The following is a 22,842-nucleotide window of genomic DNA, read 5'->3' as shown; positions in this document are numbered from 1 at the left end:
CGTCAGGTCGGCCAGGTCTCGCGCGCCGCGCCCAGGACCTCGCCGGCCAGATACAGCGACCCGCAGATGACCACGCGCCCGGCCCCGAGCCGGAGCGCGTGCGTCAGCGCCTGTTCCACGGTTCCAGCCGCCGTCGCGCCCAGGCCGTGGCCGCGCGCCACCGCCGCCAGCGCCTCGGGTTCGGCGGCCGCGCCGTCGAAGCCGACGGCGAAGACGGTCGCGCCGGACTCCTTCAGCGCCTCGAAGAAACCGCCGGCGTCCTTGTTGCCCAGCATGCCGACGATCAGGGCCGTGGGCCGGGGCGCCGAGGCCTGACGTCGGGCCAGGGTCAGGGCCAAGGCCCGGGCGGCGTGCGGATTGTGCCCGCCGTCCAGCCACAGCTCGGCGTCGGCGGCCCGGGCGGCTTCGGCATAGGGGCCTTCGGTCAACCGCTGCATCCGGGCCGGCCATCGCACGGTCCGCAGGCCTTCAGCGATCGCGGCCTCGGGCAGGTCCAACTCCAGCGCGGCGGCGACGGCCAGGCCCGCGTTGTCGATCTGATGCGGTCCCGCCAGGGCGGGCGCGGGCAGGTCGAGGAAGCGCTCCTGATCCTGGAAGGCCAGCCCCCCGCGCTCGGCCCAGGCGTCGAAATCCACGCCCATGACGGTCAGGGGCGCGCCCACGGCCAGGGCGGCGGCCTCGATGGCCTCCATCGCCTCCAGGGCCTGCCGCGCGATCAGGCCGCGCGCGCCGGGCTTGAGGATGCCCGCCTTCTCCACGGCGACGCCGCGCAGCGAGGTTCCGAGGAACTCGGCATGGTCCAGATCGACCGGGGTGATCAGGCTCAGCAGCGGGCGTTCGATGACGTTGGTGGCGTCCAGAACACCGCCCAGCCCGACCTCGATAACGGCCAAGTCGGCGGGGGTCTCGCTCATGGCCACGAAGGCGGCGGCCGTGGTGCTTTCGAACACCGTCGCCTCGCTCGCCACCACCTCGATGCGGTCGAGGATGGCGTTCAGGGCCTCGTCGGTGATCAGTTCGCCCGCCAGCCGGATGCGCTCGTTGAAGCGCACCAGATGGGGCGAGGTATAGACGTGGACCTTCAGCCCCGCGGCTTCGGCGATGGCGCGGAGCAGGGCGACGGTCGAGCCCTTGCCGTTGGTGCCCGCCACATGGATGACCGGCGGCAGGCGGTGCTGCGGATCGCCCAGCGCCGCGCACAGGACACGCATCCGGTCCAGCGACAGGTCGATGCGCTGGGGGTGCCGCGCACGCAGGCGTTCGGAAATCGGGTCCATGGCCGCTTTTTACGCGGCCCGGCGCTTCCCGCCCATCAGCATCGACAGGATCTGGCCGAGGGTGTGCGGCAGGTCGGCGCGGGCGACGACCTTGTCGACCATGCCCTTTTCCTGAAGGTACTCGGCGCGCTGGAAGCCCGGGGGCAGTTTCTCGCGGATGGTCGCCTCGATGACGCGCGGACCAGCGAAGCCGATCAGGGCGCCCGGCTCGGCCAGGTGGACATCGCCCAGCATGGCGTAGCTGGCGGTGACGCCGCCCGTGGTCGGATCGGTCAGCACCACGACGAAGGGCAGCTGGGCCGCCTTCAGCTCCTGGATGGCCAGGGTGGTGCGGGCCATCTGCATCAGGCTGAGCGCGCCCTCCTGCATCCGCGCCCCGCCTGCGGCGGTGAAGCAGACCAGGGGCACGCCGCGCGCGACGGCCGCCCGGGACGCGGCGATGAAGGCTTCGCCCGCGGCCATGCCCAGGGAGCCGCCCATGAAGGTGAAGTCCTGGACGATGACGACGGCTTCGCTACCGCCGACCTCGCCGAAGCCGATGGCCATGGTGTCCTTGCGGCCGGCGGCCTTGCGGGCCGCGTTGAGGCGGTCCTTGTAGGGCTTGCCGTCCGAGAATTTCAGCGGGTCCTCGGGCACCTCAGGCGTCTCGATGGACTCGTAGGCGCCGTCGTCGAAGGTGAAGCGCAGCCGCGTCGGCGCGTCGATGCGCATGTGACGGCCCGACGGCGTGACCCACAGGGCGCCTTCCAGGTCCGAGCGGTACAGCATGTCGCCCGTGTCGGGGTCCTTGACCCACAAATTGTCGGGCGTGTCGCGCCGGCTGACGATCTTGCGGACGCCGGGTGCGAAGCGGGACAGCCAGCCGCCGCGCTTCTCCTGCTGGGGTTTGTTCTTGTCGACCATGGGCGCGCTTTAGACGGTTTCTGCCGCGCGCGCACCCTTCACGGCGTCCGCGAGGCTGCGCACCTTGGCCAGAACGCGCGGGGCGGCGGGTTCGTTCGCCGCCAGGGCCGCGGCGACCTCGTCCACCAGCACCGAGCCGGCGACCACCGCGTCGGACACGCGCGCCACCTCGGCGGCCCGCTCGGGCGTCTTGATGCCGAAGCCGACCGCGACCGGCAGGCCCGAAGCCTTGCGCACCCGTTCGACCGCCGGGGCGACCGAGCCGGCCTGGGCTTCCTTGACCCCCGTCACGCCCGCCACGGAGACGTAGTAGACGAAGCCCGAGGTGCGTTCGGCGATGATCTTCAGCCGGTCGTCGTCCGAGGTCGGCGTGGCCAGGCGGATCAGCGAAACCTGATGGGCGTCCAGGGCGTCGGTGAGGGGATCGGCCTCTTCCGGCGGGCAGTCGACGACGATGACCCCGTCCACGCCGCTGGCCGCCGCGTCGCGGGCGAAGGCCTCGTGGCCGTAGCTCTCGATGGGGTTCAGATAGCCCATCAGGATCAGCGGGGTGTCGGCGTCGCCGTCACGGAAGGCCCTGGCCAGCTCCAGCGTGCCCTTCAGCGTCAAACCCGCCTTCAGACCGCGCAGGGCGGCGCGTTGGATCGGCGGCCCTTCGGCCATCGGATCCGAGAAGGGGAAGCCCAGTTCGATGATATCGGCGCCGGCGGCGGGCAGGCCGCGCAGAATCTCCAGCGCCTCGTCGCGCGAGGGGTCGCCGGCCATGACATAGGCGACGAAGCCGGCCCGGCCCTCCGCCTTGAGGGCGGAGAAGCGGGCGTCGATGCGTTGGGTGGTCATTGGGCGTTCGGTGCGGGGAGTGAGTTTAGGGACAGGCAGGTCTGCCCGGCCTGGTTGACCACCCCGACGTAGCCGGGGGTGTCCGGGCGGGATTCGGGCTGAATCTCGACATCCCAGAAGCCGAAGATGATCATCCGATCGCACTTCCCGTCCGCCAGGGGCTTCTGCAACCAGATCGAGCTTGAGGTCTGGGTGAGGGGAACCCAACCATTGCGCTGGGCTTCGCCCGCGAAGGTATAGGCGACCTGCGGGATGTACTGCATCGGAGCGGTCACGCAGCGCATCGGCACGCCCGGGCCGGCGATCCGTTCCGTCAGGCCGCCGCAGTCGGGGGAGGGCGAGAGCCCGGGCGTCTGGGCCGCGGCTTGCGGGGCCGCTGCGAGGGCGGCGACGAGGGCGAGGACGCTCAGCATCATTGTCTCGGGGCGGGCGGGCCGGAGATCGGCCCGGCCGGCGCGGCGGCGCAGACGTTGCCGGGAATGGCGGCGAAGGCCAGCCAGGCCGCAGCGCCCGGCGCCGGGACGCGGGTGTCGTCGGCGAAGGCGAGCATCTGGAAGCCGTCGCAGCCGCCATCCGGCTTGCGCTTGACGTAAATGATCAGGTTGTTGTCCCCGCCGGCGGCGAGCCAGCCCTGTTCCTGGAAGGCGGCGCTGTAGGCGTCGACCGCATCGTTGACGCCGGCCTGGGTCGTCGTCACGCAGAAGGCCTGCTGGGCGATGGCGGTCTTGCCGCCGCAGGTCGGATCGGCGGTGACCCGCTCCAGCTCCGGAATCTCCACCTGCAGGGCCGCCGGCGGCGTCTGGGCCATGACCAGGGTCGGGGCGGTCGCCGCGCACAGGGCCGCGGCGGCGGCCAGAATGAGGGTCTTCATGATACGCTAGAGCTCCACGCCCAGATGCTTCGCGACGGCGAAGATGTCCTTGTCGCCCCGCCCGCACATATTCAGCACGACATCGCCGCCCTTGCCCACTTCTTTTGCGATCTCGCCGACGCGGGCGAGCGCATGGCTGGGCTCCAGGGCGGGAATGATTCCTTCCAGCTTCGAGCACAGCTGGAAGGCCTCGAGGGCTTCCTGATCGGTGGCGGCGCGGTACTCTGCCCGGCCGATGTCCTTCAGCCAGGCGTGCTCGGGCCCGATGCCGGGATAGTCGAGGCCGGCGGAGATTGAATGGCCTTCCAGGATCTGGCCGTCGTCGTCCTGCAGCAGATAGGTGCGGTTGCCGTGCAGCACGCCCGGGCGGCCGCCCTGGATGGAGGCGGCGTGGTCCGGACCGTCCAGCCCGCGGCCCGCGGCCTCGACGCCGATCAGGCGCACGCCCGCGTCCTCGATGAAGGGATAGAACAGGCCGATGGCGTTGGAGCCGCCGCCGATGGCCGCCACGCAGGCGTCCGGCAGCTTCTCCTTGCGCGCCAGCATGGAGGCGCGCGCCTCGCGGCCGATCACCGACTGGAAGTCGCGCACCATGGCCGGATAGGGGTGCGGTCCGGCGGCGGTGCCGATCAGGTAGTAGGTGTCCTCGACGTTGGTGACCCAGTCGCGCATGGCCTCGTTCATGGCGTCCTTGAGCGTGCCCCGGCCCGAGGTGACCGGGATCACCTCCGCGCCCAGCAGCTTCATGCGGAAGACGTTGGGCGACTGACGCTCCACGTCGGTCGCGCCCATGTAGACGATGCATTTCAGGCCGAAGCGGGCGCAGACGGTGGCGGTGGCCACCCCGTGCTGGCCGGCGCCGGTCTCGGCGATGATGCGGGTCTTGCCCATGCGCATAGCCAGAAGAATCTGGCCCATGCAGTTGTTCACCTTGTGGGCGCCGGTGTGGTTCAGCTCGTCGCGCTTGAACCAGATATCCGCCCCGCCGTGGTGTTCGGTCAGGCGCTCGGCGAAATACATCGGGCTGGGGCGGCCGACATAGTCGGTCAGGAAGCCGTCCAGCTCGGCCTGGAACGAAGGGTCCGCCTTGGCGGCCTCATAGGCGTCGTTCAGCTCATGGATGAGCGGCATCAGGGTCTCGGCCACGAACCGTCCGCCATAGGGGCCGAACCGGCCCTCCGCGTCGGGGAAACTGTAGCTGTTGGGCAGGATGGCGTTCACGGGGCAAACTCGCGCGGAGATCAGGCGGTCCGGACGGCCTCGAGGAAGGCCGCGATCCGGGCCGGGTCCTTAACACCCGGCGCGCTTTCCACGCCAGAGGACACGTCCACGAGGGGAGCGCCGGAAATCCGCACCGCCTCGCCGACATTGTCGGGATTCAGCCCGCCCGCGACGAACCACGGATGCCGAAAGGCCCGCCCGGCCAGCAGGGTCCAGTCGAACCGGGCCCCGACCCCGCCCGGCAGATCCGATCCTTCCGGCGGTTTTGCGTCGAACATCAGATGATCGGCGAAGGGCTCCCAGGCGACGGCGTCGTCGAAATCCTCCTGGGCGCGGATCGGCAGGGCCTTGATGATCCCCGCCCCGGTCAGGGCCCGCACCTGTTCGGCGCGGACCGGGGTCTCGGACCCGTGCAACTGGATCAGATCCGGCTTCAGGATCAGGGCGATCTCGGTCAGCAGGGCGTCGTCGGCGTCGACAGTGACGGCCACGATCCTGGCCTTGCCCGGTCCCTGGCCGCGCGCGCGCTCGAACAGCGTTGCGGCGTGGAGGGGGGCGATGTGGCGCGGACTCCTGGGGAAGACGACCGCGCCGACGAAGGCCGCGCCGCCCGCCAGGGCCGCATCCAGCGTGTCAGGCGTGGTCAGTCCGCAAATCTTGGCCCGGGTCATGCCCGGCAGGTGCGCTCGCCGCCGGTCGGGGTCAAGGCCGGTACAGGTCGGCGTCCGGATCGCCGCCGCCGCGTATCGCAGCCGACACGATCTGGCTGGCGATGACGGAATAGGTGATGCCGTTGCCGCCGAAGCCCATGACCGCCCAGGCATGGTCCATGTCCGGCACGGCGCCGATCGACGGCAGGCCGGTCGCGCTTTCCCCAAACGCCCCGGCCCAGCTGTAGTCGATCTCGAACTCGATATCGGGCAGCAATCGCTTCAGCTTGGCTGTGATCGTCGCGCATTTGCGCTTCAGCTTGGCCTTGTCGGCGTGAGCCGTGGGCGACGGCTCGTCTTCGCCGCCGACGATCAAACGCCCGTCGCCGCCCATGCGGAAATACAGGTATGGATCGGACGCCTCCCAGACGAGCGTGTCCCGCAGCCAGGCTGGGCAGCGCTGGCGCGGCGTCGACGCCATGGCCCAGGTCGAGATCACCTTCGCGCCGGGCGTCGGAACGGTCTTCGGAAACTCGTAACCGCAGCAGAAGATCACCGTCCCGGCCCGCACCGGATGATGGGCGTCCGTTAGCAGGGTGACGCCGTCGGGGTCGCTGACCGCCTCCAGCACCTCGACCGGGGAATAGACCTTCGCCCCGCGGTCCGCCGCGCGGCGCAGCAGGCCGGCGGCCAGCCGGGCCGGGTCGCCGCTGGCTGAGCCATGGCTGAGGATCGCACCGGTTCGCTCGATCCCGAACCGCTCGCGCAGGTCGGCGGGTCCAATATAGGCGCTGTCCAGGCCGATCGCGGCGCGGGCGTCCGCCTCCGCCGCCAGGGCGCGATGGCCGTATTCGTCGCCGGCGAGATAGAGGGTCGCCTTGTCTTTCAGCCCGCAGCGGATCCGGTCATCGGCGACGATCCGCTTCAGATCATCAATGGCCGACCGCGATCTCAGATAGGCCCGTCTCGCCTTCGCCTGCCCGATGCGATCCGCCAGCGCCGTCAGCGGCAGGTCGATCTCCCACTGCAGCAGGGCGGTCGAGGCCACCGTCGAGCCCATCAGCGGCGGACGCCGATCCAGCACGGCGACCGAGTGATCGCGGCTCAGCTCGTGCGCCATGAAGGCGCCGCTGATCCCCGCGCCGACGATGGCGACATCCACCGAGACGGCCGTCTCCAGCGGCCGCACGGGCACGCCCAGCCCGGGGCTGTCCGCCCAGAGGGACCGGCCGGTCCTGAGATCGCGTTTGAGGGTGGCCCCGGTCATGCCGTCTCCGCAGAAGCGGAGCCTTAGCGGGCGAGGGGCCCGCCGGTTCCGCTCAGTCTGCGGGCCCGGCGAAGATGGCGTCGATCTCGTCCGATGTCAGCAACCGCCATTCGCCCGGAGCGAGGTTGTCGGGCAGGGCCAGGCCGCCCAGCCGCTCGCGATGCAGGGCCTCGACGTGGTTGCCCAAGGCGGCGAACATCCGGCGGACCATGTGATAGCGGCCCTCGGTCACCGAGACCCTCGCCTCGGTGGGAGAGATCACTTCCAGCCCGGCGGGCTTCAGCGGCCGGTCGTCGTTCTCCAGCAGCAGTTCGCCCGAGGCGAACCGGGCGGCCTCCGAACCGTCCAGCGGGCGGGCCAGCGTGGCGCGATAGATCTTGGCGACGTTCTTCTTGGGGCTGATGACCCGGTGCAGCAGGTCGCCATCGTCCGTCATCAGCAGCAGACCGGACGTCTCCTTGTCGAGCCGCCCGATGGTCGAGATGGCCGGGTCGCGGCGGCGCCAGCGGTCGGGCAGGACGTCATAGACCAGCGCCCCGTCCTCCTTGTGCGAACAGGTCATGCCCAGCGGCTTGTGCAGCAGGATGACGATGCCCTGCGGCGGATCCAGCGGCTCGCCGTCGATCTCCATCCGGGTGGGCAGATCCGGGGTCACCGGTATGCGCTTGGAGACATCGGTGATGTCGACGCCGTCCAGCACGATGCCGCCCGCCTTGCCCATGCGCGCCATCTCGGCGCGCGAGCCGTAGCCCAGCGAACCGAGCAGCTTGTCGACGCGCGATGTCGGGACTTTTTTCATGCCCTACCGCCCTTCGGGCTACTTGAGGGCGCGTTCACTTGATGGCCTCGAAGACCTTGTAGCCCCCTGCGTCAGCGGCCATCCGCACGCGCTTGAAGGCTTCGTTGATGTCGGCCTCGTAGGGCAGGTGGCGATTGGCGACCAGCCACAGGACGCCGCCCTTCTTCAGCATGGCCGCGGCCTGTCGGATGAAGTTCTGGCCCAGCCGCTTGTCCTCGGCGCCGCCGTCGTGGAAGGGCGGATTGGTGACGATGAAGTCGAGGTCGCCGTTGACAGCCAGGGTGCGGACATCGGCCTGTTCGATAACGACCCGCGGATCCTCGACGTTGCGCCGCGCCGCCTCGACCGCACGGCGGTCCAGATCGTAGAGGGCCAGGGCCGTGACCAGCGGCGAACGCAGCGCCACGGTGGCCAGCGCCCCGTAACCGCAGCCCAGGTCGGCGCCCGCGCCCTTCAGCGGAGGCAGGGTTTGGGCCAGAAGGGCCGAACCGGGGTCGATCCGGTCCCAGGCGAAGACGCCGGGCTGGGACCAGGCGTCCAGGCCGGGCACGAGGCGCGGCGCCCCGGCCTCGATGGCCGCGTCCAGACCGGTCAGGCCGTCGCCCTTGATCACCACACACCGACGATGGTGGGCCTTGGCGCTCTCGCCGACCTCGGCGCCGAAGGCTTCCAGCTCCTTCTTCAGCCGGGAGCCGCCCTTGTCCTTGGCGGCCATGACGTCCAGCCGCCCGCCCGGCTTCAGGGCCCGCAGGGCCAGGGCCAAGATGTAGCGGCGCTCCAGCACGCCCGGCGGGGCGTAGATCATGATGCTGTCGGCCGAGCTTTCGGCCACCGCTTCGAGCGGCTGCGCGCCGGGGATCAGGGGCGAGGTCTGGGTCGCGTCGCCCGGCGGATCGAACACCGCCGGGGGGCGGCCATAGAGAAGCGTCGTCATCCGGCTCCTCTAGCGGACCACGACCCACGGTGACACCCCGGAACAAATCCGGCACAACCCCGCCATGCTCCCCGACTCGATCTCCGCCCCGCTCGCGCCGACCCTGATGGACGCGCGCGCGACGCTGGAGCGCGTCTGGGGTCACGCCGACTTCCGCGGACGGCAGGCCGAGGTGGTCGAGGAGATCCTGGCCGGGCGCGATGTGCTGGCGGTGCTGCCGACCGGCGGCGGCAAGTCGGTCTGCTACCAGATCCCGGCCATGCTGCGTCCCGGCCTCGGCCTTGTAGTGTCGCCCCTGATCGCCCTGATGACCGATCAGGTCGAGGCGCTGAAGCAACAGGGTGTCTCGGCGGCGAGACTGGATTCCGGCGTCTCCATGGACGACCGCTCGGCCATCTGGCGCGCGGCGCGGGCGGGGGAGCTGGACCTGCTCTACGTCTCGCCCGAGGGGCTGGCCCAGCCGCACCTCATCGATCGCCTGCACGACCTGCCGCTGAGCCTGATCGCCATCGACGAGGCGCACTGTGTCTCGCAATGGGGACATGACTTCCGGCCCGACTACCGGACGCTGGGCCGGCTGGCCGAACTGTTCCCCGGCGTGCCGCGCATCGCGGTGACGGCGACCGCCGACGCCCGCACGCGCGAGGACATCGTCCGCTCCCTGCGGCTGGACGGCGCCAAGGTCGTCGTCGACAGCTTCGCCCGTCCGAACCTGCAGCTGTCGGCCATCCGCAAGGAGAGCGGCTCGCGGGCCAAGACGGACGCGGCGGTGATCGACCTGGTGCGGCAGCGGCGCGGCAAGTCGGGCGTGGTCTATTGCGGCAGCCGCGACGGCTGCGAGCGGGTGGCCCAGGCGCTCCGCGACGCGGGGACCAACGCCATCGCCTATCACGCCGGCATGGATGCGCGGGAGCGCGACAAGCGGCTGGAGCGCTTCCTGGCCGAGGACGGGGCGGTGATGGTGGCGACCATCGCCTTCGGCATGGGGGTCGACAAGGCCGACGTGCGCTTCGTCATTCACGCCGACCCGCCCGGCTCGCTGGAGGCCTATTGGCAGGAGATCGGCCGGGGCGGACGCGACGGAGAACCGGCCGAGGGCATCACCCTGTACGGTCCCTCCGACATCGCCTGGACCCTGCGCCGGCTCGACGGTCGCCCGATGGCCGAGGAGGTCAAGGCGGTGCAGGTGCGCAAGGCGCGCCAGCTGTTCGCCATGCTGGACGGCGCGACCTGCCGCCCCCAGACCGTGCGCCGCTATTTCGGCGAGACTGGCGCGGACCGCTGCGGCGTCTGCGACATCTGCCAGGACCCGCCCGCCCTGTTCGACGCGACCGTCCCGGCCCAGAAGGCGCTGGCGGCGGTGCAGCGGCTGGGCGAACGCTTCGGCAAGACCCGCATCGTCGATCACCTGCAGGGGCGGACGAAGGATGCACAGCCGTGGGAGACGGCGCTGTCCACCTGGAGCATCGGCGCCGACATCGCCTCGCACACCCTGCGCGACGTCATCGACCACCTGATGTTCGAGGGCCTGCTGGTCGAGGATCCGAACGAGGGCAAGCCGCTGGTCCGACTGGGCGACCCGGAGGCGGTGCGCGGCGTCTATCGCGGCGAACGGGTGATCGAGGTGCGGCTGACGCCAGCCCGGGTCTCGGCCCCGCGAGAACGGGTGCGAAACGGCCGCAACGCCGCGCTGGAGACCATGGACGCCGATGTCCGCGCCCGCTTCGAGGTGCTTCGCAACTGGCGCCGCGAGCGGGCCGCCGAACAACGGGTGCCGCCCTATGTCATCTTCCAGGACAAGACCCTGCTGGAGATCGCCATCGCGGAGCCCGGCGATCTGGAGACGCTGGGCCACATCTCCGGCGTCGGCCAGACCAAGCTGGACCGCTACGGCAAAGGCGTTCTGGCGGCGCTATCAGCCTGAAGTCGATGCGCAGTCGAGCGTCCCGCTCGACGGAGTTCGTCTGGAAAAGATCGTTCGCCGCAGGTTTCGAACCGTGGTTGCACTAACGGTAGAGCTTTAGGGCACGCAGACGTATGATTGCGGCCATGCCCCTGCAGATACTCTTCGGCGACGACGAACATACGGCAAAGGACGGCCCTTACAGTCGCGTGCTCAAGACACGGAAGTGGCTATATCTAGGAGCCGGCTTGGGGGCGTTTGTCGCCATGGGGTTGTATGATGAAGCGGCGGCGAAAGCCCTGCTTCAGGTCATAACGCTCCCGAACGGCGTCGTCAGAAACTTCCTGCTCGCCGGCATAGCGTACCTCTTGCTCCAGTACGTCATGCTCGTTGCCCAGTTGTCAGTCAGCTACGACCTGGTTCTTCGGGAGCGGCTGGCCTTCCGTCGCGAGGACGAACTCGCTGCCGGGCGTCAGAAAGTCAGCGAGGCGCAGCGAGGCCTCAACGACTATCAGGACCAGCGGCCAAGGGTTGCGCCTGAGGAGATGACGGCAGCGCGCGAAAGCCTTCAGAAGGCGCTTTCCCAACTGGAGGAAATTCGCAGAAGGCCTGGCCGAACTGAGGGCAAAGAGCCCGGGAGCGGGATTGATCTGGACTCCTTGCAGGAGTTCGGCGCCAAGTCGGTCGTTGCGCAGGCTGAGGCCGAACTCGAAAGTCTGAGCGCCCGTCAAGCCCAGACCGAAGCTGATCTTCGCCGGGAAGACCCGATCAAACAGTCGCTGACGTTGTCGCTGCAGCAGGCGACCGGGGCGCTGGTCGCCCTCCAGCGCGAGGATCCCGCGCAGCGGATCGGATACCGCAAGATCGAGATTGGAATCGACGTCCTCAGGGTTCTGCCGCCTGCTGTTTTCGCCCTGCTTACGCTGGTGGCCCTCGCGGCGTCGGTCTTCTGAACATCGTCCAGAAGTCACACGATCATCCCGGTCATAGGGGTTAGCCCCACGGTCCCCGGGATGGCGCCTGATCGGTGACCGGCACAGACGTCACTGACGGCCGGATCGGAGGAGACCCCACCATGACTGGGCGCGCCGCGGGGGTGCGGCCCATCTTCACGGCCAGGTCCATCAGGGCGCGGACGCGGTTGCCGGTGGCCGGGTGGGTCGAGAACAGGTTGTCGGCGCCCCGGCCCGCCAGCGGATTGATGATGAACAGCTGGCCCGAGGCCGGATTGCGCTCCGCGGTCGGGTTGTGGATGCGCTTGGCGTAGGCTTCGATCTTCTGCAGGGCGGAGGCGAGGGCGTTGGGGTCGCCGGCGATCTCGGCGCCGACGCGGTCGGCCTCGTACTCGCGCGACCGGCTGATGGCCATCTGAACCAGGCCCGCGGCCATGGGGGCGAGGATCATCAGGGCCAGGGTCCCGATAATGCCGCCGGGCCGCTCGCGGTCGTCGCCGCCGCCGAAGAAGAGGGCGAAATTCGCCAGCGCCGCGATGGCTCCGGCGATGGTCGCGGTGACCGTCATGGTCAGGGTGTCGCGGTTCTTCACATGCGCCAGTTCGTGCGCCATCACGCCCCGGATCTCGTCTCGGGTCAGCATGTCCAGCAGGCCGGTGGTGGCGCAGACGGCGGCGTTCTGCGGGTTGCGGCCGGTGGCGAAGGCGTTGGGCTGGTCGTTGGGGATGATGGCGATCATCGGCCGTGGCAGGCCGGCGTCCCGCGCCATCTGCAGAATGTCGGCGACATAGGTCCGCACCACGGCGTTGGGATGGTTCTCGTCGACCGGCTGGGCCCGGTACATCTTCAGGACGATCTTGTCGGCGTTCCAGTAGCTGAACAGGTTCATCCCGCCCGCCACGACCAGCGCGATCAGCATGCCCGGCACGCGGCCGATCATGAAGCCGACGCCCATGAACAGGGCGGTCAGCGCGGCCAGCAGGGCGAAGGTCTTGAGATGGTTCATCTGAACTCGAACTGGGGCGCGCACTGGCGCCGTTGGGGGAGGCTCCCAATTTGCGAATTGCAACGCGATGGCTCAAGGCGAGGACGCTGTGACCGATCATCCCACCCCCGAGACCGAACCCGCCCCCGTTTTCAACGCGGATGTCCCGCACGCCACGCCTGAGCGGCCCTTGAGCGAGGTGGCGCGCCGCGCCCTGCTGGAGGCGGCGGATCGTCGCGCCGCCTCGGAACAGGCCGCGCTGGAGACCGAACACGGCGGTCCGCGCGGTCCCGAGCCCACCCGCTACGGCGATTGGGAGAAGAAGGGCATCGCCGTCGATTTCTGACGGCGAACGAAACCCGCCGAACGGCGTTAACCCTGACGTTCAGGAGACGCGCCGATGATCCGCCTTCTCGCCGCCTCAGCGGGCCTCGCTTTCCTCCTCTGCGCGGGCGCCGCGACGGCCCAGACCCATGCGCCGTCCTGGGGCCAGCCCGTCTATCTCGACAGCTGGGGCCGTCCGGTCGGCGGAACGCCCCTGTCCGAGGTCGAAACCCGGTCCTACGCCGAAACCGGTCGCTGGGCGGACGGGTCTCATGAGCGCCCCTACGTCTATGTGCCCGGCCGCGCGCCCGGATACGGTCACGGCTATGGCGCGAGCCGCTACCGCTGGTACGGCTATGAAGGGCGCGGGTACGACCGCCGTCCGCACCAGGGCTACCGCGATGAGTGGGGCTACAACGACGACCGCGCCCGGCCCGGGCGACAGGGCTACGTCGATCACTACGGCCGATCGCGCGATCGGGGCCCCGACGTGTATTTCTACGACCGCTGACCCCTGAGCAGGGTTAATTTCCGTCCTCTGAGGGGAAAGCGCGGTCCAGCACTCCCCCTGTCGGTGCAAGGCCGCGCGGCGGCTGGCCCGGGCGCGTCATAACGGCTCCTGAAACGGAGTCCGTGACATGCGAATGCTCACCGCCGCGGCCGGCGCCGCCCTACTTATCCTCGCCGCCTCGCCCGCCTTCGCCGGCGATCCGCGGGGGGGCGGCCACCAGCCCCGCCCGCCCGCGCCCTGCTGCCATGGCGGCGGCGGGGGGCCGCGTCCGCCGTCGCCCCCGCACGGCGGCGGCTGGAACTCCAACATCAATGTGAACGTCAACGCCTCGGCGCGGGCCGAGGCCTACGCTTCGGCCGGCGCCCGCGGCTATCTGAACGCCCGGACCTATGACATGGGCGGCCCCCGCGGCGGCCCCCGCGGCGGCTACGGCGGCGGCACGGTCTATGTCGGCGGCGGTTACGGCGGCGACGCGGGCGGCTACTACTCCGGCGGTCCGGCGGTTTATGACGAGCGCGTGCTGGAAGGCCGGGCCTGCCCCTCGGCGCCGTTCGGCTATGTGGTCACCGGCTTCGGTCGTGACGACATGCGCCCCTCGCGTTGCGGCTACCGCTATGACGACCGCTACGACCGGGGCGGCCGCTACGGCTACAGCGAGCGTCACGACCGGTACGACGGCTATTCCGAGAGCCGCTACGAGGTCCGTGAAAGCTACAGCGACTACGAGGCCTACGAAGAGGGCTACATCCGCGACGACGGCCGCCGCTACGAGGATCGGCGCGGCTGCGACTGCGACCGGGGGCCGGCGCCCTATCCGCCCGTCTATCTGCCGGAGCCGCCGCGCTACGAGCCGCCGCACCGGGTCGCCCCGCCGCCGCCCCGCGCTCACCGGCCCCAGCCGCCGCGACGCCAGACGCCGCGGCAGGAATACCGCCAGGAACCCGGCGAGCGGGGCTGATCTCTAAAGGGCGACGCCGTTGATCGATTCGGCGATGGACGAGGCCGCCAGCAGCGGATTGTCAGCCCCCACCACCGGGCGGGCCACCACCAGATGGGTCGCTCCGGCCTCCAGCGCCGCGCGCGGCGTGGCCACGCGCTGCTGATCGCCCCTGTCAGCGCCCTCGGGACGGACGCCCGGCGTGACGATCAGGAAGTCGGGACGACCGGCGGCGACGGCGATCTCGCGCACCCGGGCGGCTTCCAGCGGGCTGGAGACGACGCCGTCGACGCCGCAGTCCAGCGCCTGACGCACCCGCCGCTCGACCAGGGCGGCCGCGTCGAAGCCGTAGCCGATCTCGGCCAGGTCGGCGTCCGACAGGCTGGTCATGACCGTGACGGCCAGCAGCCTGGTCCCTGATCCGGCGGCGTTGCGGCCCTTGACCGCGCCCTTCATGACCTGCGGCTCGGCATGGACGGTCAGCAGGTCGCAGCCGCCCTCGGCCACGGCGCGGGCCGCGCCCTCCACCTGGGCGCCGATGTCGTGCAGTTTCCAATCCTGGAAGACCATCTTTCCGGCGGTCCTCAGCTCATGGGCGAAGGCCACGCCGCCCGGGCGGGCCAGCAGGGTCAGGCCGATCTTGTAGGCGGTGATCGTCGCGCCCAGCCGCTCGACCATGGCGCGGGCGGCGTCCAGCGAGGGCAGGTCCAGGCCGACGATCAGGCGCGGGTCGCTGAGCACAGGCGTCATGGGTCGATCTCCTTTGCCGCCGGGGGTGGACGCGCGGACGTGCGTCGGCCCTTATGGCGGTTGGGTGAATTGGGGGCGAGGTCAGGTCATGGACGCGGTCGAACTGGGGGTCAACCTGTTCGTGACGCTGTTCGCGCTGCTGGATCCGGTGGGAAACCTGCCGATCTTCGCGGCGGCGACAGCGGGCGCGACGCTGCGCCAGCGAGTGTCGGTCTCGTTCCTGATCTGCGTGTTCGCCGCGCTCTTCCTGGGGTTCTTCTTCTTCACCGGCCTGGGCCTGCTGCAGTTCTTCGGCATCTCGCTGGCGGCCTTCCGCATCGCGGGCGGCATCCTGTTGCTGCTGCTGGGCCTCGACATGGCGCGCGAGGACTTCCTCGCCACCTTCGCCGACAAGGACGCGGCCAATGATCTGAAGGACGTGCGCGGTTACGCCAAGCGGCGCTTCCAGCGGCTGGTCGTGCCCTTCGCGATTCCGCTGATGATCGGGCCCGGCGCGATCTCGGCCATCATCATCCAGGCGGGCGAAGCCACGAAGATCGGCCCGGCCGGCACGGCCGCCTCACTGGCCGCGATCACCGGCGCCTGCGTGGTCTCGTTCATCTGCTTCGCCCTGACCGGCCCGATCAGCCGGATCCTCGGCGAGGTGGGCCTGGCCATCGTGGTGCGGGTGCTGGGCCTGATCCTGTGCGCCCTGGCGATCCAGTTCATCCTGATGGGGCTGGGCGAGGCGTTGCCGGGCATCATCAGCACCGGCGTGACCATCCCCTATCCCTCCGGCGGGCACTGAGATGGACGGATCGTCGGGGGTCCGGGTGTTCCAGGGGCCGGAGTCGCAAAGGCTGGACGCCTTCGTCGATGCGGCCTTCGCCTTCGCCGTCTCCCTGCTGATCATCGGCGGGACCGAGCCGCTGCGGTCCTTCACCGACCTGGCCACGGCGCTGGCCCGCATTCCAGCCTTCATCTTCGGCTTCGCCCTGATCGCCCTGTTCTGGACGGCGCACCGGACGTGGTCGACCCTGACGCCGGTGCGCACAGGCTGGACCACCCTCCTCAGCCTCGCGGTGGTGTTCGCGGTGCTGGTCTTCGTCTTCCCGCTGCGCCTGCTGGCCGAGACGGCGACGCACTATGTTTCGGGCGGCGTGCTGCCGGGCGGGCGGCTGATGTCGGGCCTGGCCGACCTGCGCTGGACCTATGTGATCTACGGCGTGGCCTTCGCCGTGCTGTCTGGGCTGAACGCCGGCCTGTTCGCCCACGCCGCGAGAGCCCTGCGCAGCGGGGACGCCGCCACGCACCGCAAGGGCGTGCAGTGGGCGAGGACCTGGACCATTTCGGCCGCGACCGGACTGATCTCGGCCCTGATCGCGGCGACGCCCCTTCTGAAGGTCGCGCCCTGGCTGCCGGGCGTGGCCTACAACCTCATCCCTGTCGGCGTGCTTGTCGTGACCCGGCGGAACCGCCGGACCTAAAGACCCAGGGCGGCGCGGATGTCGCGCCAGTCGATGTATTTGAAGTTCTGGTTGCCGACGTCGTTCACGTCGTCCTGCACCACGACCACGCCCTCGGGGAAGCGGTCGCCGACCCGGCCGCCAAGGGCGTCCAGGCCGTCGGTGCCGGTCACGCCGTCGATCGCGCCGTTCGCGACCACGAAACGCCCCTTGTACTCGGGCGCGGCGCCGTCGATGCGCCAGACCGGGAAGGTCGAGTCGCCCTGGCTGGAGCCGATCAGGTAGCGGGCCGCGCCGTCGGCGATGATCGTCAGGCCTTCCGCATCGGCGACCAGCACGCCCGGAGCGATCGCCTGCACCAGGGTCCGGGTCGCGCCCGAGGCCGGGTCTAGGCCGTAGCGCCAGACCCCGACGTTCTCTTCCGCGATGTACAGGGCGCCGGTGGCCTCGTCGGCGGCGCAACCTTCCGAGATGCTGCCGATCTCGGCGCGGCGGACCAGGCGGGCGGCCGGCTGACCATCGGCCGCGACGGTCAGCACGAACTGGCGCAGCTCGCCCTCGTGACCGACCAGGATGGCGTGCAGTTCGGCGCCGCGGCGGGCGAAGCAGAAGCCGTAGGGTTCGACCACGTCGGTGGCGACATTGCCCCAGTGACGGACGCCGTTGTCGCCGGTCGCCGCCGGGTCGAACAGATACAGGGCGATGCCGGCCTTGCCCGGGGTGCGGTCGCTGGCGCCGAACACCACCTGCGGACGGCCGCCGACGCTCAGGCCCTCGGCCACGTCGACATTGTTCAGCAGGCCTTCCGGCAGGAACTGCAGGATCGCGCCGTCCAGGCCGTAGATATACAGGCCGGCCTTCTTGTCGGTGCCGGCGACGAAACCGTTCACGACGGCGCCCTTGATATGGACCGGCGTGGCCGAGGCCCAGACCGCGGGATCATCGGCGGCGTCCTGACCGGGCAGGCCCACCGGCGGGGTTTCCAGCACGGCGTGAACCGGCGCGCCCTGGCCGACGACGCCCTCGCCCTCGCCCTGATAGTCGACTTCACGAGTCGCGCAGGCGGCCAGCAGGGCTGCGGCGGCGACGGCGACGATCAGGGTCCGGACAGTCATTGGATACGCCCCTCCAAGGCTAGACGGGCGCGCCAGACCACGCGCCGTGGTGGACGGTCAAGCAACGCACGATGACGGTCCCGCGTCACCTTCGTGACGAACGATCAGCCTCGGGACGAATCGTCACGACGGCGTCGGCAAATCGCCAAGCCTCGTTCGCGAAACCGTCGCGCCCGCGTCGCCGGTGCGGCCTAGCTGGCGCGTCCAGAGCTGGCGGCCGGGGGGTCGACCGGACGCATCGGGATGCTTCAAATGAAAATCGGACTTCTGCTCGGCGCCGCCGTCGCGCCGCTCGCCTTCTCCCTGGCCAGCCCGGTTCTGGCGCAAGACGCCCAGAACGGTCCGACGACCGCCCTCGACGAGGTCATCGTCACCGGCGAGCCGGTCATGCGCAACCGCACCGACGACGTGGTTCCGACCCTGTCCTACGACCTCGAGTATTTCCAGCGCTTCGAGCCGCTGACCGTCGGCGACGCCCTGAAGCGCGTGCCCTCGGTGACCTTCCTGTCGGACATCCTGGAGGCCGACGGCGTGCGCCTGCGCGGCCTGGATCCCGGCTACACCCAGATCCTAATCAACGGCGAGCAGGTGCCCGGCGCCGGCGTCGACCGGTCCTTCTTCGTCGACCGCATCCCCGCCGAACTGATCGAGCGGGTCGAGGTCGTGCGTTCGTCGTCGGCGAACCGTTCCGGCGACGCCGTCTCGGGCGCCATCAACATCGTGCTGCGTGACGCTCTCGCCCTGGACGGCGGCTACATCCGCGCCGGCGCCATCATGTTCCCGGACGATGAGATCGGCGGCACCTTCGGCGCCGTCTGGGGCGGTCAGGTCGGACCGGGCCGCCTGCTGGTCGGCGGCAGCCTCCAGGACCGCCGCAACCCGAAGAACAAGTACAGCCAACGCTTCAACCAGCCGGGCGGCACGCTGCTGAACACCGAGGTCCAGACCGACGTCCGCAGCGGCACCGACTACTCCTTCAACGCGGCCTATGAGGTCGAGGTCGGCGGCGGCACGCTGGACCTGTCGGGCGTCTTCGTCCGCACCGAGCGCCTGCAGGACGAGGACTCGCTCGAGTACCAGTTCGGCCTCGAGAACAACGCCAACCTGCTGACGGTCAACGATAACGACGTCGACATCCAGACCGACAACCTGAGCCTGCGCGCCCGCTACGAGCGCGAGATGTTCGGCGGCGAGACCCGCTTCAAGCTGGGCTACGCCAGCTTCAACGACGAGCAGATGGAATTCGAGAACGAGTCCGAATACCTGCGCGACGCCAACCCGTTCCCTGAAGAGGATCGCTTCACGGCCGATCTGGAATACCGCGACCTCCAGGACGAAGAAGTTTCGGCGGCGATCGAACACACCCGCGAGCTCGGCAACGGCGTCGAGCTGGAGTTCGGCCTCCAGGGCGTCCAGAAGGATCGCGATTCGAACACCCGCACGGCGACCCGCGTCCGCTTCACCATCCCGAACGCCCCGGCGCCGCGCCCGGTCCAGCCGCCGTTCGTCTTCACCGACGGCGCCTATGCCATCGAAGAGACCCGGATCGACCCGTACGTCATGTTCTCGGGTGAGAGCGGCGCGCTGAAGTGGGAGGCGGGTCTGCGTTACGAGACGACCGACACCACCATCGCCGGCATCGACAACGACTATGCCGAGCTGCTGCCCTCGGCCAGCCTGCGCTACCGCCTGTCGGACACCGACCGCCTGACCCTGTCGGTGGCGCGCACCGTCCGCCGTCCCGATTTCGACGATCTGGCCCCCGTCACGCTCGAGGAAGAGCGCGGCGACAACGATTTCCGCGGCAATCCCTACCTCAAGCCCGAACTGGCCTGGGGTATCGATGCGGGCTTCGAGCGTCGTCTGGGCCGTCGCGGCGTCGTCGGGATCAACGTCTTCTACCGGGACATCACGGACCTGATCGAGGACGTCAATACGGGTGAAGCGGGCAGCGGCGACAACCCCGCCACGCCCACCGTCATCGAAGCGTTCATCGAGTCCATCGACAACGTCGGCGACGGTCAGGTCTATGGCGTCGAGTTCGACCTCTCCACGCCGCTGGACTTCATCGGCATGGAGAACACCGGGGTGTTCCTGAACGCCTCGTGGCTGGACAGCAAGGTCGAGGACGGCCTCGGCGAGCGCCGCTTCAACGACCAGTCGGACTATGTGGTGAACGTCGGCTTCACCCACGACATCCCGACCTGGGGCGCGGCCTTCGGCGCCACCTACCGCAAGCAGGGCGACGCTTTCGGCCGGGTCTACGCCGAAGAGGTCAAGACGTCCTACGGCGCCGACCTGGAGGTCTTCCTCGAGAAGCGCGTGTTCGCCAACACCGTCGTCCGCCTGACCGGTTCGAACCTGCTGGACAGCTCCAAGGACGAGGTGTTCGACAAGTTCGGCGACCGGGCGGACCAGATCAGCCGCAGCTACGACGAGTACGAGCTGGAGAGCGAAAGCGCCGGCCCGGTCTACCAGCTGGTCATGCGCGTCGCCTTCTGACGCCTGTCCAGAGACGAGACAGAAGGGGCCGGGCGGCGACGCCCGGCCCTTTTCGATTCCAGCGCCCAATGGTTAACGGTCGAGCTGGACCGTTTCGGAATCAAGGGCTAGGTCGCCTTGGGGGCGAAAGGCGGTCGTTGCGGTTCGCCGTTTGCAAGGCATCTCCCGAACGGGCGCGCGCCGCGCCAGAACGGGACAGTCAGGTCGAATGTTTCTCGAAGGCCAGATCAACTGGATGTGGGTGCTGGGCGCCGTCGCCGTCGTCGGCTGGCTCGTCGGGCTGATCGCGCTATGGTTCGCGCTGACCAACCGGTCACGCCACGTCGACGCCTCGGGCCAGCTGGATCTGGTCCAGCGCGTGGCCGAGGATTCCCAGAAGCGACTGTTCGAGACCCTGAACGCCATCCCAGTGGCCCTGGTCGAGACCGACAAACAGGGCAAGTTCGTCTTCGCCAACCGCGCCGCCCATCAGCTGCTGGGTCGCCGCGACGCCGAGCTGATCGGCCTGCGCTTCCACTCCGCAACCTGGGGCATCACCTTCCCGGACGGACGTCCGGTGCCGCCGGACCTGCTGCCCAGCGCCCGCGCCCTGCGCGGCCAGACCGTCAAGGGCTTCCACCACCTGATCTCCAACCCCGCCACCCGCAAGAAGATGCTGGTCTCGGTCACGGCCATGCCGATCGAGAATGAGCTGGGTCAGATCACCGGCTCGACCGCCGCCATTGTCGAGACCGAGGGCCTGCAGACGCCCGAGGTCATCGCGCCGGAGCCCGTGCAGGTCGTCGGCGACGACCTGACCCGCCGGGTGTTCGACGCCGCCTCCAGCGCCCTGGTGGTGGTCGCCGCCAACGGCCTGGTGCGCGAGGCAAACCGCACGGCCCTGCTGGTGCTGGGCCGCGACGCCGTCGAGGGCGATTTCGCCGACGCCTTCCTGGCCGAGGATGAGCGCGTCGAGGGCCGTCAGGCCCTGCGCGCGGCCCTATCCGCCCCGGCGGGCGAGGCTGAGGCCTTCGTCTCGCGCACCGGCGCGCCGGAAGGCATCCGCTGGTCCATGCTGCCCCTGACCGACGCCGAGGGCCGGGTCGACGCCCTGCTGCTGGCCGGCGAACGCGCCGATCCCGTGGTGGAAGAGACGCCGGTCGAGGTCGTCGAGGAGGCTCCGGTCGAGACCATCGCCTTCGCCCCCGAACCCGAGCCCGAGGCGCCGGAAATCTCCGAGGAGACCCGGGCCCTGCGCGAGGAGGCCGAGACCGCCCGCCGTCAGGCCGAGGAGGCTCTCGCCGCCGCCGCCGCCGCGCGTCAGGAGGCCGATGCAGCCCGCGCCGCCGCTCATCAGGCGCGAGAAGAGGCCGAGCTCGAACTGCAGGGCGGACGCCGTATGGAAAGCGTCGGCCGTCTGACCGGTGGTCTGGCCCATGACTTCAACGCCCTGCTGGGCGTCATGACCGGCGCGCTGGACATGATGCTGCGCCAGGCCGACGACCCTGCGCGCGTGCGCCGTCTGGGCCAGGCCGCCCTGGCCGCCGGCCAGCGCGGCGAACAGCTGACGCGGCGCCTGACCGCCTTCTCGCAGGGCGACGACGCCCCCGTGTTCCAGACGCTGGACGCCGGCGTCCTGCTGCGCGGCATGGAAGCCCGGCTGCGCGCCATGGCCGGTCCGGAGATCGACCTGATGATCGAGGGGCCGTCAGACGTTGCCCCGGCCCGGCTGGACCCCGTCGCCTTCGAGGGCGCGGTTCGCGCCCTGACCCAGAACGCCGTCGAGGCGGTGGGCTCCAAGGGCTCCGTCGCCGTGCGGCTGGAAGCCCTGATGGAGGGCGGCCTGCGGCTTAGCGTGCGCGACACCGGCCCCGGAATGGATCGTGAAATGGCCGCCCGCGCGGTCGAGCCCTTCTTCACCACCCGTGACGGCGCGGCCGGTCTGGGCCTGTCCCAGGCCTATGCCTTCGCGCGCCAGTCGGGCGGGGTGCTGTCGATCGACGAAGCGCCCGGGGGCGGGGCCGAGGTGTCCATCACCCTGCCGCAGCCCTTGGAGGAGGCGGAACTTCAGCGCGCCTGACCCCGCTATCGACGTTCTCCGTCCTGGGTGTAGGGTGGTTAACGACGAAGACGGAGCCCGGTCATGAAGTTTGCGCGCATCCTCATCGCGGTGGTCATCCTCGCCTATGCGGGTTGGCTGGCGTGGCCTCTTCTGTCGCCGATCATCGGCGGCGCGACCCCGGACATGGGCGCGATGCGCGCCGAGGCCGACGCCCTGACCGGCGGCGACCTGTTCGGCTTCATTCCCGGCTGGGCGTTGTGGGCCGGGGCCATCGTTCTGTATCTCATCGCCGCCCTGATGCTGGGGTCCGGCAACACCAAGGCCTCGGTGGCCTACTTCCTGGGCTTCATCGCCGACGCCGTGCTGCGGCTGGCCATGGACAGCGGCGGTCCGGACGCCAGTGCGCGCTCGGCGGGGCCGACGGCCATGGCGGCGGACAGCGGCCTGCCGGTCGATCCGGTCTGGCTGGTGCTGGGCGGCCTGTTCCTGCTGGGCGTGCTGGTGGTCGTCCTCGCCCGCCGCCAGCGCAAGCGCCGCGTCGCGGGTCAGCTGGCCTTCTAGCGCCAGGGTATCGCCCCCATATACTGACGCGGCGGTTGACCCTCGCGGGGGCG

At 70.0% G+C, this 22,842-nt stretch carries 23 protein-coding genes; 10 read left to right on the top strand and 13 right to left on the bottom strand.

Going from position 1 to position 22,842, the window contains the following annotated elements; all coding sequences use genetic code 11:
* Positions 1 to 2 precede the first annotated feature (2 nt).
* The 10 genes from AC3WRV_RS01100 to AC3WRV_RS01055 are packed head-to-tail and all read right to left on the bottom strand — an operon-like array spanning position 3 to position 8,762.
* Complete coding sequence (locus AC3WRV_RS01100) at positions 3 to 1,277, bottom strand: bifunctional folylpolyglutamate synthase/dihydrofolate synthase (protein ID WP_492311838.1); 1,275 nt, start codon at positions 1,275 to 1,277, stop codon at positions 3 to 5.
* Positions 1,278 to 1,286: 9 nt separating this feature from the next.
* Complete coding sequence (locus tag AC3WRV_RS01095; protein WP_492311837.1) at positions 1,287 to 2,180, bottom strand: acetyl-CoA carboxylase carboxyltransferase subunit beta; 894 nt, start codon at positions 2,178 to 2,180, stop codon at positions 1,287 to 1,289.
* A 9-nt stretch (positions 2,181 to 2,189) separates the two neighbouring features.
* The gene (gene trpA / locus AC3WRV_RS01090) at positions 2,190 to 3,020 is read right to left on the bottom strand and encodes a tryptophan synthase subunit alpha (RefSeq protein ID WP_492311836.1); all 831 of its coding nucleotides are present in this window, start codon (positions 3,018 to 3,020) and stop codon (positions 2,190 to 2,192) included.
* Complete coding sequence (locus AC3WRV_RS01085) at positions 3,017 to 3,433, bottom strand: hypothetical protein (protein ID WP_492311835.1); 417 nt, start codon at positions 3,431 to 3,433, stop codon at positions 3,017 to 3,019. Before AC3WRV_RS01085 ends, trpA begins: the two co-directional genes overlap by 4 nt.
* Complete coding sequence (locus AC3WRV_RS01080; RefSeq protein ID WP_291833852.1) at positions 3,433 to 3,891, bottom strand: hypothetical protein; 459 nt, start codon at positions 3,889 to 3,891, stop codon at positions 3,433 to 3,435. Before AC3WRV_RS01080 ends, AC3WRV_RS01085 begins: the two co-directional genes overlap by 1 nt.
* 6 nt (positions 3,892 to 3,897) lie before the next feature.
* Positions 3,898 to 5,112 carry a tryptophan synthase subunit beta gene (gene trpB, locus AC3WRV_RS01075; protein ID WP_291833855.1) on the bottom strand — a complete coding sequence of 405 codons (1,215 nt, stop codon included), beginning with the start codon at positions 5,110 to 5,112 and terminating at the stop codon, positions 3,898 to 3,900.
* Positions 5,113 to 5,132: 20 nt separating this feature from the next.
* Positions 5,133 to 5,783, bottom strand: a complete 651-nt coding sequence (locus tag AC3WRV_RS01070) for a phosphoribosylanthranilate isomerase (protein ID WP_492311834.1) — start codon at positions 5,781 to 5,783, stop codon at positions 5,133 to 5,135.
* Between the two features lie 31 nt (positions 5,784 to 5,814).
* Positions 5,815 to 7,029 (bottom strand): NAD(P)/FAD-dependent oxidoreductase, encoded by a 1,215-nt coding sequence (locus tag AC3WRV_RS01065; protein WP_492311833.1) that lies wholly within the window; start codon positions 7,027 to 7,029, stop codon positions 5,815 to 5,817.
* A 52-nt stretch (positions 7,030 to 7,081) separates the two neighbouring features.
* Entirely contained in the window at positions 7,082 to 7,828 is a 747-nt protein-coding gene (locus AC3WRV_RS01060) for a pseudouridine synthase (protein ID WP_492311832.1), read from the bottom strand.
* Between the two features lie 34 nt (positions 7,829 to 7,862).
* Positions 7,863 to 8,762, bottom strand: coding sequence for a class I SAM-dependent methyltransferase (locus AC3WRV_RS01055; protein WP_492311831.1), 900 nt, complete (start codon positions 8,760 to 8,762; stop codon positions 7,863 to 7,865).
* A 64-nt stretch (positions 8,763 to 8,826) separates the two neighbouring features.
* Here AC3WRV_RS01055 and recQ point away from each other — a divergent pair, with 64 nt between their 5' ends.
* Positions 8,827 to 10,686: a DNA helicase RecQ gene (recQ, locus tag AC3WRV_RS01050; protein WP_492311830.1), complete on the top strand. Its 1,860-nt coding sequence runs from the start codon at positions 8,827 to 8,829 to the stop codon at positions 10,684 to 10,686.
* Positions 10,687 to 10,811: 125 nt separating this feature from the next.
* Positions 10,812 to 11,618, top strand: coding sequence for a hypothetical protein (locus AC3WRV_RS01045; RefSeq protein WP_492311829.1), 807 nt, complete (start codon positions 10,812 to 10,814; stop codon positions 11,616 to 11,618).
* A 40-nt stretch (positions 11,619 to 11,658) separates the two neighbouring features.
* Here the strand turns inward: AC3WRV_RS01045 and htpX are convergent, their stop codons facing one another.
* Positions 11,659 to 12,624 carry a zinc metalloprotease HtpX gene (gene htpX, locus AC3WRV_RS01040; RefSeq protein WP_492311828.1) on the bottom strand — a complete coding sequence of 322 codons (966 nt, stop codon included), beginning with the start codon at positions 12,622 to 12,624 and terminating at the stop codon, positions 11,659 to 11,661.
* An 88-nt stretch (positions 12,625 to 12,712) separates the two neighbouring features.
* Here htpX and AC3WRV_RS01035 point away from each other — a divergent pair, with 88 nt between their 5' ends.
* The 3 genes from AC3WRV_RS01035 (at position 12,713) to AC3WRV_RS01025 (ending at position 14,396) form a co-directional block, all read left to right on the top strand.
* Positions 12,713 to 12,949 (top strand): DUF1674 domain-containing protein, encoded by a 237-nt coding sequence (locus tag AC3WRV_RS01035; protein WP_492311827.1) that lies wholly within the window; start codon positions 12,713 to 12,715, stop codon positions 12,947 to 12,949.
* Between the two features lie 54 nt (positions 12,950 to 13,003).
* A complete protein-coding gene (locus AC3WRV_RS01030) occupies positions 13,004 to 13,438 on the top strand; it encodes a hypothetical protein (RefSeq protein ID WP_492311826.1) in 435 nt (144 codons plus the stop codon).
* Positions 13,439 to 13,565: 127 nt separating this feature from the next.
* Complete coding sequence (locus AC3WRV_RS01025) at positions 13,566 to 14,396, top strand: hypothetical protein (RefSeq protein WP_492311825.1); 831 nt, start codon at positions 13,566 to 13,568, stop codon at positions 14,394 to 14,396.
* A 3-nt stretch (positions 14,397 to 14,399) separates the two neighbouring features.
* Here the strand turns inward: AC3WRV_RS01025 and pyrF are convergent, their stop codons facing one another.
* Complete coding sequence (gene pyrF / locus AC3WRV_RS01020; RefSeq protein ID WP_492312706.1) at positions 14,400 to 15,116, bottom strand: orotidine-5'-phosphate decarboxylase; 717 nt, start codon at positions 15,114 to 15,116, stop codon at positions 14,400 to 14,402.
* Between the two features lie 97 nt (positions 15,117 to 15,213).
* Here pyrF and AC3WRV_RS01015 point away from each other — a divergent pair, with 97 nt between their 5' ends.
* Together AC3WRV_RS01015 and AC3WRV_RS01010 are read left to right on the top strand one after the other, a co-directional pair.
* Positions 15,214 to 15,912: a MarC family protein gene (locus AC3WRV_RS01015; protein ID WP_291835315.1), complete on the top strand. Its 699-nt coding sequence runs from the start codon at positions 15,214 to 15,216 to the stop codon at positions 15,910 to 15,912.
* Between the two features lies 1 nt (position 15,913).
* A complete protein-coding gene (locus AC3WRV_RS01010; protein WP_492311824.1) occupies positions 15,914 to 16,591 on the top strand; it encodes a TMEM175 family protein in 678 nt (225 codons plus the stop codon).
* Here the strand turns inward: AC3WRV_RS01010 and AC3WRV_RS01005 are convergent.
* Positions 16,588 to 17,685 (bottom strand): phytase, encoded by a 1,098-nt coding sequence (locus AC3WRV_RS01005; RefSeq protein WP_492311823.1) that lies wholly within the window; start codon positions 17,683 to 17,685, stop codon positions 16,588 to 16,590. The genes AC3WRV_RS01010 and AC3WRV_RS01005 overlap by 4 nt on opposite strands.
* A gap of 252 nt (positions 17,686 to 17,937) precedes the next feature.
* Between AC3WRV_RS01005 and AC3WRV_RS01000 the strand changes: the two genes are divergently transcribed.
* The 3 genes from AC3WRV_RS01000 (at position 17,938) to AC3WRV_RS00990 (ending at position 22,789) form a co-directional block, all read left to right on the top strand.
* Complete coding sequence (locus AC3WRV_RS01000; RefSeq protein WP_492311822.1) at positions 17,938 to 20,187, top strand: TonB-dependent receptor plug domain-containing protein; 2,250 nt, start codon at positions 17,938 to 17,940, stop codon at positions 20,185 to 20,187.
* A 208-nt stretch (positions 20,188 to 20,395) separates the two neighbouring features.
* Entirely contained in the window at positions 20,396 to 22,246 is a 1,851-nt protein-coding gene (locus tag AC3WRV_RS00995; RefSeq protein ID WP_492311821.1) for an ATP-binding protein, read from the top strand.
* A gap of 63 nt (positions 22,247 to 22,309) precedes the next feature.
* Entirely contained in the window at positions 22,310 to 22,789 is a 480-nt protein-coding gene (locus AC3WRV_RS00990) for a hypothetical protein (RefSeq protein ID WP_492311820.1), read from the top strand.
* Positions 22,790 to 22,842: the final 53 nt, after the last annotated feature.

It is taken from the genome of Brevundimonas sp. EU05-FHT14B11, assembly GCF_058790835.1.
The sequence above is the reverse complement of the archived record's forward strand: the minus strand, read 5'-3'. Positions and strand labels throughout refer to the sequence as shown.

Coding starts and splice junctions, on each gene's coding strand:
- AC3WRV_RS01100 (WP_492311838.1), bottom strand. CDS start 1,277: ATGGACCCGATTTCCGAACGCCTGCGTGCGCGGCACCCCCAGCGCATC.
- AC3WRV_RS01095 (WP_492311837.1), bottom strand. CDS start 2,180: ATGGTCGACAAGAACAAACCCCAGCAGGAGAAGCGCGGCGGCTGGCTG.
- trpA (WP_492311836.1), bottom strand. CDS start 3,020: ATGACCACCCAACGCATCGACGCCCGCTTCTCCGCCCTCAAGGCGGAG.
- AC3WRV_RS01085 (WP_492311835.1), bottom strand. CDS start 3,433: ATGCTGAGCGTCCTCGCCCTCGTCGCCGCCCTCGCAGCGGCCCCGCAA.
- AC3WRV_RS01080 (WP_291833852.1), bottom strand. CDS start 3,891: ATGAAGACCCTCATTCTGGCCGCCGCCGCGGCCCTGTGCGCGGCGACC.
- AC3WRV_RS01070 (WP_492311834.1), bottom strand. CDS start 5,783: ATGACCCGGGCCAAGATTTGCGGACTGACCACGCCTGACACGCTGGAT.
- AC3WRV_RS01065 (WP_492311833.1), bottom strand. CDS start 7,029: ATGACCGGGGCCACCCTCAAACGCGATCTCAGGACCGGCCGGTCCCTC.
- AC3WRV_RS01060 (WP_492311832.1), bottom strand. CDS start 7,828: ATGAAAAAAGTCCCGACATCGCGCGTCGACAAGCTGCTCGGTTCGCTG.
- AC3WRV_RS01055 (WP_492311831.1), bottom strand. CDS start 8,762: ATGACGACGCTTCTCTATGGCCGCCCCCCGGCGGTGTTCGATCCGCCG.
- recQ (WP_492311830.1), top strand. CDS start 8,827: ATGCTCCCCGACTCGATCTCCGCCCCGCTCGCGCCGACCCTGATGGAC.
- AC3WRV_RS01045 (WP_492311829.1), top strand. CDS start 10,812: ATGCCCCTGCAGATACTCTTCGGCGACGACGAACATACGGCAAAGGAC.
- htpX (WP_492311828.1), bottom strand. CDS start 12,624: ATGAACCATCTCAAGACCTTCGCCCTGCTGGCCGCGCTGACCGCCCTG.
- AC3WRV_RS01030 (WP_492311826.1), top strand. CDS start 13,004: ATGATCCGCCTTCTCGCCGCCTCAGCGGGCCTCGCTTTCCTCCTCTGC.
- AC3WRV_RS01025 (WP_492311825.1), top strand. CDS start 13,566: ATGCGAATGCTCACCGCCGCGGCCGGCGCCGCCCTACTTATCCTCGCC.
- AC3WRV_RS01015 (WP_291835315.1), top strand. CDS start 15,214: ATGGACGCGGTCGAACTGGGGGTCAACCTGTTCGTGACGCTGTTCGCG.
- AC3WRV_RS01010 (WP_492311824.1), top strand. CDS start 15,914: ATGGACGGATCGTCGGGGGTCCGGGTGTTCCAGGGGCCGGAGTCGCAA.
- AC3WRV_RS01005 (WP_492311823.1), bottom strand. CDS start 17,685: ATGACTGTCCGGACCCTGATCGTCGCCGTCGCCGCCGCAGCCCTGCTG.
- AC3WRV_RS01000 (WP_492311822.1), top strand. CDS start 17,938: ATGAAAATCGGACTTCTGCTCGGCGCCGCCGTCGCGCCGCTCGCCTTC.
- AC3WRV_RS00995 (WP_492311821.1), top strand. CDS start 20,396: ATGTTTCTCGAAGGCCAGATCAACTGGATGTGGGTGCTGGGCGCCGTC.
- AC3WRV_RS00990 (WP_492311820.1), top strand. CDS start 22,310: ATGAAGTTTGCGCGCATCCTCATCGCGGTGGTCATCCTCGCCTATGCG.